The 12852-nt window shown below is 47.9% G+C and carries 16 protein-coding genes; all 16 read right to left on the reverse strand.

The annotated features are described in order from the left end of the window. Positions 1 to 38: 38 nt before the first annotated feature. The 16 genes from lysA to Y79_RS0119425 all read right to left on the reverse strand — a co-directional run bounded on the left by lysA (position 39) and on the right by Y79_RS0119425 (position 12816). On the reverse strand, positions 39 to 1358 hold the full coding sequence (gene lysA / locus Y79_RS0119345) for a diaminopimelate decarboxylase (RefSeq protein ID WP_016939152.1): 1320 nt from the start codon (positions 1356 to 1358) through the stop codon (positions 39 to 41). Between the two features lie 123 nt (positions 1359 to 1481). After that, entirely contained in the window at positions 1482 to 2963 is a 1482-nt protein-coding gene (locus Y79_RS0119350; RefSeq protein ID WP_016939153.1) for a spore germination protein, read from the reverse strand. Next, entirely contained in the window at positions 2917 to 3525 is a 609-nt protein-coding gene (gene spoVAEA, locus Y79_RS0119355; RefSeq protein ID WP_095241744.1) for a stage V sporulation protein SpoVABEA, read from the reverse strand. The genes Y79_RS0119350 and spoVAEA overlap by 47 nt, the downstream gene beginning before the upstream one ends. Before the next feature lie 3 nt (positions 3526 to 3528). Continuing rightward, positions 3529 to 3879 carry a stage V sporulation protein AE gene (gene spoVAE, locus Y79_RS0119360; RefSeq protein ID WP_016939155.1) on the reverse strand — a complete coding sequence of 117 codons (351 nt, stop codon included), beginning with the start codon at positions 3877 to 3879 and terminating at the stop codon, positions 3529 to 3531. Beyond that, positions 3880 to 4896: a stage V sporulation protein AD gene (spoVAD, locus tag Y79_RS0119365; protein ID WP_016939156.1), complete on the reverse strand. Its 1017-nt coding sequence runs from the start codon at positions 4894 to 4896 to the stop codon at positions 3880 to 3882. It lies immediately after the preceding gene. 12 nt (positions 4897 to 4908) lie between these two features. Further along, positions 4909 to 5361, reverse strand: coding sequence for a stage V sporulation protein AC (gene spoVAC / locus Y79_RS0119370; protein ID WP_007612334.1), 453 nt, complete (start codon positions 5359 to 5361; stop codon positions 4909 to 4911). Between the two features lie 12 nt (positions 5362 to 5373). Further along, positions 5374 to 5799: a stage V sporulation protein AB gene (locus Y79_RS0119375; protein ID WP_007409413.1), complete on the reverse strand. Its 426-nt coding sequence runs from the start codon at positions 5797 to 5799 to the stop codon at positions 5374 to 5376. Next, positions 5789 to 6409: a stage V sporulation protein AA gene (locus Y79_RS0119380; protein ID WP_016939157.1), complete on the reverse strand. Its 621-nt coding sequence runs from the start codon at positions 6407 to 6409 to the stop codon at positions 5789 to 5791. The genes Y79_RS0119375 and Y79_RS0119380 overlap by 11 nt, the downstream gene beginning before the upstream one ends. Before the next feature lie 126 nt (positions 6410 to 6535). Next, a complete protein-coding gene (sigF, locus tag Y79_RS0119390) occupies positions 6536 to 7303 on the reverse strand; it encodes an RNA polymerase sporulation sigma factor SigF (protein WP_003153348.1) in 768 nt (255 codons plus the stop codon). Between the two features lie 11 nt (positions 7304 to 7314). After that, on the reverse strand, positions 7315 to 7755 hold the full coding sequence (gene spoIIAB, locus Y79_RS0119395) for an anti-sigma F factor (RefSeq protein WP_016939159.1): 441 nt from the start codon (positions 7753 to 7755) through the stop codon (positions 7315 to 7317). Then, positions 7752 to 8105 carry an anti-sigma F factor antagonist gene (spoIIAA, locus tag Y79_RS0119400; RefSeq protein WP_016939160.1) on the reverse strand — a complete coding sequence of 118 codons (354 nt, stop codon included), beginning with the start codon at positions 8103 to 8105 and terminating at the stop codon, positions 7752 to 7754. The genes spoIIAB and spoIIAA overlap by 4 nt, the downstream gene beginning before the upstream one ends. A gap of 95 nt (positions 8106 to 8200) precedes the next feature. Next, positions 8201 to 9370, reverse strand: a complete 1170-nt coding sequence (locus tag Y79_RS0119405; protein ID WP_016939161.1) for a D-alanyl-D-alanine carboxypeptidase family protein — start codon at positions 9368 to 9370, stop codon at positions 8201 to 8203. A gap of 136 nt (positions 9371 to 9506) precedes the next feature. Next, entirely contained in the window at positions 9507 to 10325 is an 819-nt protein-coding gene (locus Y79_RS0119410; RefSeq protein ID WP_016939162.1) for a purine-nucleoside phosphorylase, read from the reverse strand. 11 nt (positions 10326 to 10336) lie between these two features. Beyond that, on the reverse strand, positions 10337 to 11521 hold the full coding sequence (gene deoB / locus Y79_RS0119415) for a phosphopentomutase (RefSeq protein ID WP_016939163.1): 1185 nt from the start codon (positions 11519 to 11521) through the stop codon (positions 10337 to 10339). A gap of 169 nt (positions 11522 to 11690) precedes the next feature. Next, a complete protein-coding gene (gene xerD / locus Y79_RS0119420; protein ID WP_016939164.1) occupies positions 11691 to 12581 on the reverse strand; it encodes a site-specific tyrosine recombinase XerD in 891 nt (296 codons plus the stop codon). Between the two features lie 7 nt (positions 12582 to 12588). Continuing rightward, complete coding sequence (locus Y79_RS0119425; RefSeq protein ID WP_003153331.1) at positions 12589 to 12816, reverse strand: YqzK family protein; 228 nt, start codon at positions 12814 to 12816, stop codon at positions 12589 to 12591. Between the last annotated feature and the right edge of the window lie 36 nt (positions 12817 to 12852).

Consider the following 12852-nt stretch of genomic DNA (forward strand, 5'->3'; position numbering starts at 1 on the left):
AAAGAGACCGGACTCCATTGTCCCGGTCTCTTTTTTATTTATTGTTTGACCCCCGTCTTAAACGGCAGATCCAGCTTTACGATGTCTTCATAAGTTTCCCTTTTAATGACAAGATGCGCTTCGCCGTCTTCCACAAATACGACGGCAGGCCGCGGAATGCGGTTGTAGTTGTTAGCCATGCTGTACCCGTATGCTCCCGTGCAGAAGACGGCGAGAAGATCGCCTTCTTTCACTTCCGGAAGATCTATATCCCAGATGAGCATATCTCCGCTTTCACAGCACTTACCCGCGATGGACACCGTCGTGTCGTGGTGTTCTCCGATTCTGTTTGCCGAAACGGCTTCATATTTGGCCTGATAAAGCGCAGGACGGATATTGTCGCTCATGCCTCCGTCAACCGCTGCATATTTACGGGTGCCGGGAACTTCTTTTTGCGAGCCGATGGTATAAAGCGTCGTTCCGGCGTCGCCGACGAGCGAGCGTCCCGGTTCAATCCAAATTTCCGGAATGTCAAAAGCATGCAGCGCTGCGTTTTCTTTTACCGCTTCGATTATTTTTTCAACGTAGACGGCAGGATGAAGAGGTTCATCCTCTTCCGTGTAACGGATGCCGAAGCCGCCCCCTAAATTCAGCACTTCAGAGACGAAACCGAAAGATTCTCTCCATTCACTCAGTTTTGCGAAGATTTTTTCTGCGGCCAGCACAAAGCCCGCCGTATCAAAAATTTGTGATCCGATGTGGCAGTGAACACCGAGAAGATGGATATGGTCTGACTGCAGCACTTGCTCAATCGCCTTTTCTATTTGCCCGTTATGCAGATCAAAGCCGAATTTGGAATCTTCCTGTCCGGTCGTAATATAATCATGCGTATGCGCCTCTACCCCCGGGGTGATGCGCAGAAGCACATCCATGGTGCGCCCTGATTTGCTGCACAGTTCCGCGAGTAAGGATATTTCATAAAAATTATCAACGACGATGCAGCCGATTTGATGATCGAGCGCCATTTTCAATTCTTCTCTGCTTTTGTTATTGCCGTGAAAATGAATCCGGTCAGCCGGAAAACCAGCCGAAACCGCCGTAAACAGCTCTCCGCCGGATACAACGTCCAGTGAGAGCCCCTCCTGCTCAGCAAGCTGTATCATTGCAACGGAGGAAAACGCCTTGCTCGCGTATGCGACCTGCGCTTTTAAATCCGCGTCAATGAATGCCTGTTTAAAGCTTTTAGCGCGCTCACGTATTAAAGCCACGTCATAAACATAAAGAGGCGTGCCGTAATGCTCCGCTAAATACAGGGCATCCACACCTCCGATTTCCAGATGACCTAGTTTGTTTTGTCTGCTTGTGCCATGTAAGAACAATGCTCATTCCCTCTTTCTGATCCGCATATGGGTGAAAAGGACAGCTTTTTTGAGCTGTCCTTATACAAGTCCCGCATAAGTTAAGACATACAATATCATAATCTTCTGTCGGTTTCAATGCGATTATGAACCGCTTGGCTGTCTTTGACGGTCTTTCGGGTGAACAATGCTCGGTCTGACTTTCGCTCCCGGCACTGTCGTCCTGACGAGCACCTGCCACAGCGCCTTTCCGTTAAACGGTAAAAATGGCCATAAATACGGTGTATGAAACGAGCGGATACCCGCCATTAAAATCAGCAGCAATGTAAAGCCGATAACAAAACCTTTTACTTTAAAAATGGCCACGAGCACCATTAAGATGAGACGTATCATTTTATTAGCGAGGCTGAGTTCATAGCTCGGCGTGGTAAATGATCCGATGGCGGCGATCGATACGTACAGAATGACTTCGGCGGAAAACAGCCCCACCGCTATGGCAATTTGTCCGATCAGCACTGCCGCTATCAGGCCCATGGCAGTCGATAAGGCGGTCGGCGTATGGATCGCGGCCATCCTGAGAAACTCAATCCCCAAATCAGCCAGAAAGATCTGCAGAATGATCGGAATGTGCGTATTTTTATTTAAGCCGATAAAATCCAATCTTTCAGGCAAAAGTGACGGGTCGAGAACAAAGAGGAACCAGATCGGAAGCAGAACAGTTGAAGCGATAATACCGAAAAACCTGATCCATCTTAAAAATGTTCCGACAGAAGGCGCCTGTCTGTATTCTTCCGCATGCTGAACGTGGTGAAAAATCGTTGTGGGCGTTATGATCACGCTCGGTGACGTATCAACGACGATAATGACGTGCCCTTCTAATATATGATTGGCGGCCACATCAGGACGCTCCGTGTATCTGACCATCGGAAACGGGTTGTAGCCTTGTTTGACGATAAATTCTTCCACCGTTTTATCAGCCATCGTCAGTCCGTCAATGTCAATCGCATTCACTTCGTTTTCAACGATGCTGACAAGGTCCGGATCCGCGATGTCCTCTATATACACAATGGCAAGATCCGTTTTAGAACGCTCGCCGACTTTCGTAATTTTGACGCGGAGCCTTTCGTCTCTGATCCTTCTTCTGATTAACGCTGTATTAATGACGATACTTTCGATAAATCCGTCTCTTGCCCCGCGAACGACTTTCTCTGTATCCGGCTCTTCGGGTGTGCGTCCGGGGTAATTTCTGACGTCAACGATGAAGGCGAAACCGGCGTCTTCTACGATAACGGCCACAAGTCCGGAAAGCACTTGATCCGTCGCTTCGTCGAGCGTTTTGACTTTTTGGACCTGCTGGTTCACAAGCCTGTTTTCAACAACATCAAGCGCTTCATCCGCGTTCTCGTCATAATTATTGACATCGACGAGCTGTTCTATTAAATGAATGATAAACAATGTATCGGTTAACCCGTTGACAAAGTAAATCTGGACTTCCCGGTCTAATACTTGAACTTTGCGGACTCCGATATCGTAGCTCGTCCCCATACCGACGCGGTCTTTAAAAAATTGTTCATTTTTTCTAGGATCCCGGTATACTTTTATCATGTTTTCCGGTTTTTCCGGCATGATATTCGCTCCTTTCTAAAATGAATTCGACAGCCTTCATCGTGATCGGCGAGCCTTTGGATATGTCATCTTTTCTTCCCATTTTTCCTATATCGCCGATGCCCACAACGAGGGGAACGTCCAGTTTGTCAAGACAATACACCGTATCTCCGTTCATTCTGTGCTCGTCCATTTCTCTCATTCCGGTTTTATCGACGCCAAACTCCGTCACTTCTCCATCACGGTCAATGGAGACATCGACTTTTGTCCATTCAGCCTGATGGGTTTTAGAAGCGACCGCAATCACTCCAAGCACTTCAATGTCTTGATGTGAGGCGACATATTTCAGCGCCGTTTCGCCCGGCCCCTCCCCTTGCAGGCCGGAATCGTCAAACATGACAAACACCGGATCATGCGGCGCGGCTTTAATCAGCTGAACGAGTTCCGGGCCGGTTCTGGTTGACGGATTGCCTTTTGATTGGGAAATACATCGTCCGCCTGCTTTTTCCGCGGCATATTCAATCGTTTTGGCGGCGTATACGTCTCCGTCTGTCACAAGGATGACCTTCCGTTTCGTCATCAGACATTATCCTTTCGGTTTAAAAATAACGGCTACAAGAAATGCGAATAAAATCGCTGAAGATATACCGGCGGAGGTCAGTTCAAAAATCCCCATGGCGATCCCGATAAATCCATGCTCGTGAGCCTGATGCATGGCGCCGTGCAATAAGCTGTGACCGAAGCTGACGATGGGAACCGTCGCGCCCGCACCTGCGAATTCGATAAATTTGTCATATATTCCGAACCCATCCAACAAGGCGCCGATGACGACAAAAGTTGTCATCACATGGGCGGGTGTCAGTTTAAAAATGTCAAGCAGCAGCTGACCGATAATGCATATGATTCCTCCGCAAACAAAAGCCCACAGATATTCCATTTATGATGCACCTCCCGCTCGCTCAAATACCACACCGTGGGCGATGGTCGGAATGGTTTCCTTCTGCTGAATCATTGTCGGACTTAAAAGCGCTCCTGTCGCGACAACGAGAACCCTGTTAAGAGAGCCCGATTTCAGTTGATTAAAGATATGTGTGTACGTAACGAGCGCGGAGCAGGCGCAGCCGCTTCCGCCCGCAAACACCTGCTGATCCGGCGTATAGATGAGAAGACCGCAGTCATCGTGTTTCGTTCCCGCGGGATAGCCTTCTTCCTTAAGCAAATCTTTTAAGATCGGCGAGCCTACGCCTGAAAGGTCTCCCGTTAAAATCAGATCGTAATCATCCGCCGTGCGGTTCAAATCCTTCAGGTGCTGTTTGATTGTATCGGCGGCAGCGGGCGCCATGGCTGAGCCCATATCAAACGGGTCTGTAATTCCGAGGTCGCTTACTTTTCCCACTGTCGCGCTTGTAATCCGGATATCAGAAGGGTTTTGGCTGATGATGACCGCTCCGCCCCCCGTGACCGTTGAAGTGGCGGTATCCGGCTTTTGCCCGCCATACTCCGTCGGATTACGGAATTGTCTTTCAGCCGTCGCGTTATGGCTGCTCGTCGCTGCAATCGCCCGGTTCGCAAAACCGCCGTCAATAAGCGCGGATGCGACGGCGACCGTTTCCATTGACGTCGAGCAGGCGCCGAACAGGCAGAGGAACGGAATTTTCAGATGTCTTGCGACGTAATTGGCCGTCACATTTTGATTTAAAAGATCGCCAGCGAGTAACAAATCGATGTCGCTCTTTTTCAAATTCTGTTTTTGCAAAGCGGAGTTGATGGCATCTTCCATTAATTGACGTTCCGCCATTTCCCAGTTTTTCTGATTGCAATGCATTTCATCGTATGTTTTATCAAACAGCGAGCCGAGCGGGCCGTCTTTTTCTTTCGGTCCGGCTGCCGTTCCCGCCGCATTTATAAATAACGGGTTTTCAAACACCCAGGTTTGCTTTCCGGTCAATTTCATTTTTTTCTCCTCCTATGAAAACAGTTTTTCACAAGCAAACCGTATCAGGCCTACGATATAGGCTGCCACGACGCCGAATACAATGACGTTTCCCGCCAGTTTAAACATGTTTGTCGCTACACCGAGCACAAGACCTTCACTTCTGTGTTCCAGAGCCGCGCTTGTCATACTGTTTGCAAACCCCGTCACCGGCACGGCTGAACCCGCTCCGGCAAACTGACCGAGCCTGTCATAAATGCCGAATCCGGTCAAGAGGGCGGAAATTAAAATAAGAGTGGCGGACGTCGGGTTTCCCGCTGTTTTTTCATTAAAATTAAAAAAATGGATGTAAAAGTCTTGAAGAGCCTGCCCAATCAGACAAATCAAACCGCCGATCAGAAAGGCTTTGACACAATTCCAGACGTATGGCGGTTTCGGCTGATAGTCTTTCACTTTTGTTTTGTAATTTTCTTTTAAGTTTGTCACGTCTGTTCCTCCTTATGAATGATGGATAAAATACAGCCAATGAAATAATGAGCCGGCTATTTTGCCGAACACGATAGCCATCAGCAAAATGATGATTTTGCTCCCGAAACCGATCCGTTTGGCAAGAATGGGAAGCACGTTCAGCACTTCTGTAAGCGCCGCGGCCAGCATGCCGACAAACATGCCGGCCAGAAGCCCGACCGGAACGGCAAGCCATTCAGATAAAAAAAAATGATTCATATTTAAGGTTTCCCAGCCGCCGAACACCGCCCCGGAAATAACAGCCCCTTCGTAGGCCTGTACAAAGCGCATGGTTTTTGTCAGCTGCATAAGGCGGGGGATGATTCCCATAACGGTTAAAAAAGCCACAAAGCCCGCTCCCACGGTCAGCCCGCCGCCAAGCCCGACAAACATAACGAAAAGAATGCTAACGATCATGCAGATCTTTCATCGTCTCTTCGTTTTCGTGTATTGCGACATAATGATCGAGATCAAGCTGATAATTAAACATCTCGACCTCCAGCGGGCTTGGCTCTTCATTCAGGCGTTTTTTAAAGATGTGATTAAAAAAGACGATCATCCCGAGACCGAGGCCGATGCTGTACGGAATCTGAAGCAGGTACGGATACTCATTGCGCCTGCCCGTTATGATTTCATATAAGGCGATATGAACTTCTCTCATGCTGACATCTTCATGAAAATTCATAATGGCGAGACATGAACCGATAAAAAGCAGCAGCCAGACACCGACAAACAAAACGGCTGACAGCTGCTTTTTCTGGTAATGGATTTCCACTATCGTTTCAGCGCCGCCGACGGTCTGCACATCAAGAGCGGGAAAAGCGGTATGAATGGCCTTCAGCACTTTTATGATGTCCAGCACGACGATATTTTTGTCTTTTTTCGTGATCTGATACAGCGGCAGTGCCGACAGTTTTTTTTTCAGCTTTTGCTGTCCTGCGATCTGGGCGGCGTCACCGACTGTGATGATATCTCCGGTATGAGCCTTCACGCGGTGGCGAAGTCTGAGAAATATTCGTCTTTCCATCTTGCATCACCATCTTTCGGGTGGTTATATATGTAGTATGTGGTTCACTTTTGTTCTCATTCATCAGCAGCAAAAGACCATAAATTACCATTCGGGCGCAAATAAAAAAAGCCGGCCTGTAAAAGGTCAGCTTTCCGTATGATCCATCTGCACTTTAATCTGCTTTAATATTTTTTTCTCCAGCCTCGATACCTGCACTTGTGAAATCCCGAGCCGTTCGGCTACTTCCGACTGCGTCTGATCCTTGTAATACCTCAGATAGACAATGAGCTTTTCCCGTTCTTCCAAATCACTGATCGCTTCCTTGAGAGCGATTTTGTCAAACCACTTCTCTTCTGAATGATCGGCGATCTGATCGAGCAGGGTGATCGGGTCTCCGTCATTTTCATACACCGTTTCATGAATGGACGAAGGCGCCCGCACCGCTTCCTGCGCAAGCACCACATCCTCCGCGTCAATTTCCAGGTGGTCAGCGATTTCCTGGACGGTCGGCACTCTTCCGTATGTTTTTGACAGTTCATCTTTCGCCCGGCGGATTTTATTGCCGAGCTCTTTTAAAGATCTTGATACTTTGACGGTTCCGTCATCCCGGATGAAGCGCTGGATTTCTCCGATAATCATCGGCACGGCATAAGTTGAAAAACGGACATCATAGGACAAATCGAATTTATCAACGGATTTTAACAACCCGATACAGCCGATCTGAAACAGATCGTCCGGCTCATAGCCCCTGTTTAAGAACCTTTGCACGACGGACCATACAAGACGCATGTTTTTTTCTATGAGGAGGTCTCTTGCCTGCTGGTCGCCCTCTTGGCTCTTTTTGATCAATTCTTTGACTTCATGGTCCTTGAGCTGCGCGTTTTTGCTGTTTTTCTTAACCTCCACATCCATAACAAATCTCCTTAATTACAAAGCGCTTTGCTTTTTGATAGGTGTTTTGTTAAGCGTATCGTCGTCCCCATCTCCGGCGAGGAATCAATCGAGACATCATCCATGAAGTTTTCCATAATGGTAAAGCCCATTCCGGAGCGCTCAAGCTCGGGTTTTGTCGTAAAGAGCGGCTGGCGCGCTTCCTCAAGATCCGTGATCCCGAGGCCTTCGTCACGTATGGTCAGATAGACGACATGATCCTCCAGGGTAACGGAGATGTACACCTTTCCGTCGCAGTTTTCTTCATAGCCGTGGATGATTGCGTTTGTTACCGCTTCTGATACGACGGTTTTGATTTCTGTCAGCTCGTCCATCGTCGGGTCGAGCTGCGCGATAAAAGAAGCAACCGTTACACGCGCAAACGATTCATTCTGACTGAGGGCTGAAAATTCAAGATGCATCTCGTTTTTCATGATGCCACCCCCAGCGTTAAAAGCGCTTTTTGTTCTGATTGTTCGAACCTGATGATTTTAAACAGGCCCGACATGTCAAACAGACGTCTCACCGCAGGCGAAATCGCGCACACGACCATTTCTCCGCCGAGCTGTTTAATTTGTTTATAACGCCCTAAAATCACGCCGAGGCCGGAGCTGTCCATGAAGGAAAGATCTTCAAGGTTCAGCACGATGTGACGGATGCCGTCAGCCTCCAGCGATTCAGCAACCTTTTGTTTTAATGATTCTGCCGTATGGTGGTCGAGTTCACCAGTTAATCGAATACAAAGCACGGATTCTTTGACATGCAAGTCAATTCCAAGGCTCATGCTCATTCCTCCTTGATATGATCGGATAATGAGTGTTTCGATTTTCGGGAATGCAATTCCTTCACCATGACAAAACTAGTGCCCGTTCGCCACGATTATTTAAATTTTGTCCAATCTCCCATCGTCCGCTTCAGAAAAGTGAGAAAACCCGCTTTTTCCATGTCGTCTTTTGCCGTGACCGGGCTTTCAACGAGCACTTTTCCGTCTTTTTTCAGCACGAGGCTGCCGAGCACCTCCCCTTTTTTAACCGGGGCCGTTATATTGCTGTTGATTTTCACTTCTTTTTTTACTTTGTCCATGTTCTCTCCCTTTTTGGCCAGGAGGGAAATCGGTTCAGATGTGGTCAGCTTGATCAGTTTCTGTTTTCCTTTTTTCACTTTTACCGTTCCGATGATTTGATTCCGTTTATACAGCGGGTGTGTTTTGAACTGGCTGAAAGCATAATCAAGCATTTTTGTCACTTGGGCATTTCTTTCTTTCGGAGTGCTGGCTCCGAAAACGACTGCGATGACCCTCATATTTCCTTTTTTAGCGGTGGCGGTTAAACAATACTTTGCTTCACCTGTAAAACCCGTTTTCACACCGTCAACACCCGGATAAAATTTGATCAGCCGGTTTGTATTGACGAGCCAGAACTTTTTGTCTGTGTTTTCTCTTAAATAATCTTCATACGTTCCCGTAAATTGAGTGATTTTATCATACTTCAATAATTCCTTCGCCATTTTCGCCATGTCATAAGCAGAGCTGTAGTGGTCTTTTTCAGGCAATCCCGTCGGGTTTTTGAAAGAGGTATCTTGCAATCCCAATTCTTTTGCTTTTTTGTTCATCTGATTGACGAAATCCTCTTCCGAACCGGCGATATACTCTGCCATCGCGACGGATGCGTCATTTCCGGAAGCTATCGCAATTCCTTTGAGCATTTCTTTTACCGTCATTTCCTCACCTGGTTCGAGGAAAATCTGCGATCCGCCCATAGATGCGGCATGTTCACTCGTCCTGACTTTATCGCTCATCTTAATGTTACCTTTGTCAAGCGCTTCCATAATTAAAAGCATGGTCATGATTTTTGTCATGCTCGCCGGCGCCAGACGCTCCCGGCTGTTCTTGTTGTAAAGAATGTTTCCCGTATCGCGTTCAATCAGCACGGCGCTTTTGGCTTCATGAGCGAGCTCCGATGTATGTTTTCCGTCCGGCTTTGCAAAAGCGGACGGTGCTGATGCGGTTATTAAAATGCCAATCAACAAAGTGGATATAAGACGTTTCATCTCCAAAGCCCTCCATTTCATAATCCTTTTTATTTTTTCCAAGCCCGGTGGTTTTATACGCCTCATCTGGAAAATGTTTCGTTTTGAGGACATAAAAAAACAGCTGCTTCCGAAGAAACAGCTGATCTATGCTGATTTAGTTTTGAGATCGTGCGACTACGGCTTTTACAAGCTTCAAAAAGCCGCCTTTTACTTTTTCCGTCATTTCCATTACTTCATCATGGGATAACGGCTGGTCAAGAATGCCGGCTGCCGCGTTTGAAATGCACGAGATGCCGAGCACACGCATTCCCGCGTGGTTGGCGACGATGACTTCCGGCACGGTCGACATTCCGACAGCGTCAGACCCCATCGTTCTTAAAAACCGGACTTCAGCCGGCGTTTCGTAAGATGGCCCCGTAACAGCCGTATACACACCTTTTTGAACAGGGATGCCAAGCTCAGCCGCCGTTTTTTCAGCCAAGCTTGACAGCTCTTTGTCATAGGCTTCTGACATGTCCGGGAATCTGGCTCCGAATTCCGCTTCGTTCGGCCCGATTAACGGGTTGGTGCCCGTAAAGTTGATATGGTCGGTAATAATCATCAGATCACCGGCGCGGAAGTCAGTGTTGATACCGCCCGCTGCGTTCGTCACGATGAGAGATTCAACGCCGAGCGCCTTCATCACGCGGACCGGAAACGTTACCTGATCCATTGAGTAGCCTTCATAATAATGAAAGCGGCCCTGCATCGCGATGACCTGCACACCTTCAAGCGTTCCCATCACAAGCTGGCCGGCATGGCCTTCTACCGTTGAGACCGGAAAATCAGGGATCGTTTCATATGTAAGCTTGACGGCTCCTTCAATTTCATCGGCCAATACGCCGAGCCCTGAACCTAAAATCAGACCGATCTTCGGTGTTTCTTTCACGTGTTCTTTAATAAATGCAGCAGCACGTTCGATCTTTTGTTTCAAAAAAAGTCCCCCTACTGTAATCTTGATAAAAAGCTTTTTCCGTATTCCGGCTTTTCCGTTTTGAAATTATCCGCAATGGTTGCGCCGATATCGGCAAATGTATCCGCAAGCGGCAGCTGTTCAGTGTGTTTATGCTTTTTGCTGTAGACAAGAAGCGGCACATACTCCCGCGTGTGGTCCGTCCCGTGATGGACAGGATCATTGCCGTGATCCGCCGTGATGATGAGCAGATCGTCCTCTTTCATTTTTTCAAACACTTCCGGAAGCCTTGCGTCGAATTCCTCAAGCGCTTTTCCGTACCCTTCCGGATCACGGCGGTGTCCGTACAGCGCATCAAAATCAACGAGGTTGGCAAAGCTCAGGCCCGTAAAATCTTCACCGAGCGTTTCAATCACTTTGTCCATGCCATCCATGTTAGATACCGTGCGGCGGGATGATGTGATGCCTTCTCCGTCGTAAATATCAGAAATTTTCCCGATGGAAATGACGTCTAATCCGCTGTCTTTCATTCCGTTCATTACCGTGCGGCCGAACGGTTTGAGCGCATAATCATGGCGGTTCGGCGTGCGTTTGAAGCTGCCCGGTTCTCCGATGAACGGTCTTGCGATAATCCGGCCGACCATGTACTTCGGATCAAGCGTCAGTTCTCTGGCTGTTTCACAGATGCTGTACAGCTCGTCAAGCGGAACGACATCTTCGTGAGCCGCAATCTGCAAAACGGAATCGGCTGATGTATAAACGATCAGCGCACCCGTTTCCATATGTTCTTTTCCGAGCTCGTCCAGAATCGCCGTCCCTGAAGCCGGCTTATTCCCGATGATTTTGCGTCCGGAACGCTTTTCAAGCTCCTGAAGAAGCTCATCCGGAAATCCTTCCGGGAACACTTTAAACGGTTTTTCAATGTAGAGGCCCATAATCTCCCAGTGCCCCGTCATCGTATCTTTTCCGTTTGACGCCTCCTGCATTTTACCGTAGTACGCCAGAGGCTGCTCCGTTTTTTCCACACCCTTAATATCCCCGATCAGTCCGAGACCGAGCTGTGCCATATGAGGCATATGTAAACCGTTCATGTGCTCTGCGATATGTCCGAGCGTATTTGCGCCTATATCATTAAAATCGGCGGCGTCCGGCGCTTCACCGATTCCGACCGAATCCATTACGATCAAAAACACACGTTTATATTTGTATTCAGACATCATAAAAGCCTCCTTTTCTTCCATCTGTCCATTTTAGCTTACAGAGGTCAGACAACTCAAGTATAAACCGTTTACATTCTTGTTGACAATGCCTATTCAAATAATAAGAACCTTCTCTGTATTCCGCCAATCGGACAGAAAAAAGCCGCGGCACCTTTGCCAGCGGCTCCTAGGCGCGCGGATGATACTGCTTGTACACGTCCTTCAGCCTTGTTTTCGTCACATGCGTGTAAATTTGCGTCGTGGAAATATCAGCATGTCCGAGCATCTCCTGCACGGCGCGCAGGTCCGCCCCGTTTTCAAGCAGGTGCGTTGCAAAAGAGTGCCGGAGCGTGTGCGGTGTCAGTTCTTTTTTAATGCCTGCCTCAAGGGCGATTTTCTTCAGGTTTTTCCAAAATCCCTGACGGCTGATCTGCCTGCCGTGATGATTCAGAAAAAGCGCTTCGGTCACATTTTTCTTTAATAATTTCCCTCTGGCTTTTTCGATGTATGCTTCGATCGCATGGGAGGCGGCTTCACCGATCGGTACAATCCGCTCTTTCCGGCCTTTTCCGAAGCAGCGGACAAATCCCATCGTCAAATGAACGTCGGATAATTTCAGCTCAATCATCTCGCTGACCCTGATGCCGGTTGCATACAGCAATTCGAGCATGGCTTTATCCCTGAGACCGAACGGGCTGTTAAGCTTAGGCGTGTCCAATAACTGCTCTACTTCGTTCAGCGCCAGCACTTTTGGGAGGGCCCGCTCTGTTTTTTGTGTTTCAATATGTACAGAAGGATCTTTATCCGCGGCTTTCTCCCTTAGCAGAAATTGATGAAAAGACCGGATTGACGCCAAATGCCTGGCAGACGTCTTCCCTGATTTCCCCGAATCCTTCAAATGCTTTAAATATTGAATAATATGAAGACGGGTCACATCATTCCAAGAAGTGATCTGAAGGGTTTCAGTTAAGAAGAGAGAATAACTTTTCAGATCACGCTCATAGGACATCATCGTATTTTGGGACAGCCCTCTTTCAACCCTCACATAATGGATGAAATCCTTAATTTGATCCTTCACTCTTGATCTACTCCCCGTTTTGGTAAAAAAAGATCAACCGGCCGAACCAGCCGTCCTTCTCCTCATGTTCCGTTTTGGCCACTTTGACGGCGGAGCCTTCCGGTTTATCGTACCGATGATAGTTTTCATACTCTGAATTCACCCATATCATAGCATAATAGAACAGCGCGGTAAAACCTGTGAACAGAATAAACACTTTGATCGTATCCGCGGCTGTTTTTAGGAATCTGCCCATCTTTCGATCGATCCTTTCTTTGGCGGCTGTTAGTAC

The sequence above is a fragment of the Bacillus siamensis KCTC 13613 genome (genome assembly GCF_000262045.1).
In the GTDB taxonomy this organism is placed as follows: Bacteria; Bacillota; Bacilli; order Bacillales; family Bacillaceae; genus Bacillus; species Bacillus siamensis.

What these genes read in the sequence shown, in the direction of transcription:
- Y79_RS0119350 (WP_016939153.1), bottom strand. Translation starts at nt 2,963, where the DNA reads ATGCCGGAAAAACCGGAAAACATGATAAAAGTATACCGGGATCCTAGA.
- spoVAE (WP_016939155.1), bottom strand. Translation starts at nt 3,879, where the DNA reads ATGGAATATCTGTGGGCTTTTGTTTGCGGAGGAATCATATGCATTATC.
- spoVAD (WP_016939156.1), bottom strand. Translation starts at nt 4,896, where the DNA reads ATGAAATTGACCGGAAAGCAAACCTGGGTGTTTGAAAACCCGTTATTT.
- Y79_RS0119375 (WP_007409413.1), bottom strand. Translation starts at nt 5,799, where the DNA reads ATGATCGTTAGCATTCTTTTCGTTATGTTTGTCGGGCTTGGCGGCGGG.
- Y79_RS0119380 (WP_016939157.1), bottom strand. Translation starts at nt 6,409, where the DNA reads ATGGAAAGACGAATATTTCTCAGACTTCGCCACCGCGTGAAGGCTCAT.
- sigF (WP_003153348.1), bottom strand. Translation starts at nt 7,303, where the DNA reads ATGGATGTGGAGGTTAAGAAAAACAGCAAAAACGCGCAGCTCAAGGAC.
- spoIIAB (WP_016939159.1), bottom strand. Translation starts at nt 7,755, where the DNA reads ATGAAAAACGAGATGCATCTTGAATTTTCAGCCCTCAGTCAGAATGAA.
- spoIIAA (WP_016939160.1), bottom strand. Translation starts at nt 8,105, where the DNA reads ATGAGCCTTGGAATTGACTTGCATGTCAAAGAATCCGTGCTTTGTATT.
- Y79_RS0119405 (WP_016939161.1), bottom strand. Translation starts at nt 9,370, where the DNA reads ATGAAACGTCTTATATCCACTTTGTTGATTGGCATTTTAATAACCGCA.
- deoB (WP_016939163.1), bottom strand. Translation starts at nt 11,521, where the DNA reads ATGTCTGAATACAAATATAAACGTGTGTTTTTGATCGTAATGGATTCG.
- Y79_RS0119425 (WP_003153331.1), bottom strand. Translation starts at nt 12,816, where the DNA reads ATGGGCAGATTCCTAAAAACAGCCGCGGATACGATCAAAGTGTTTATT.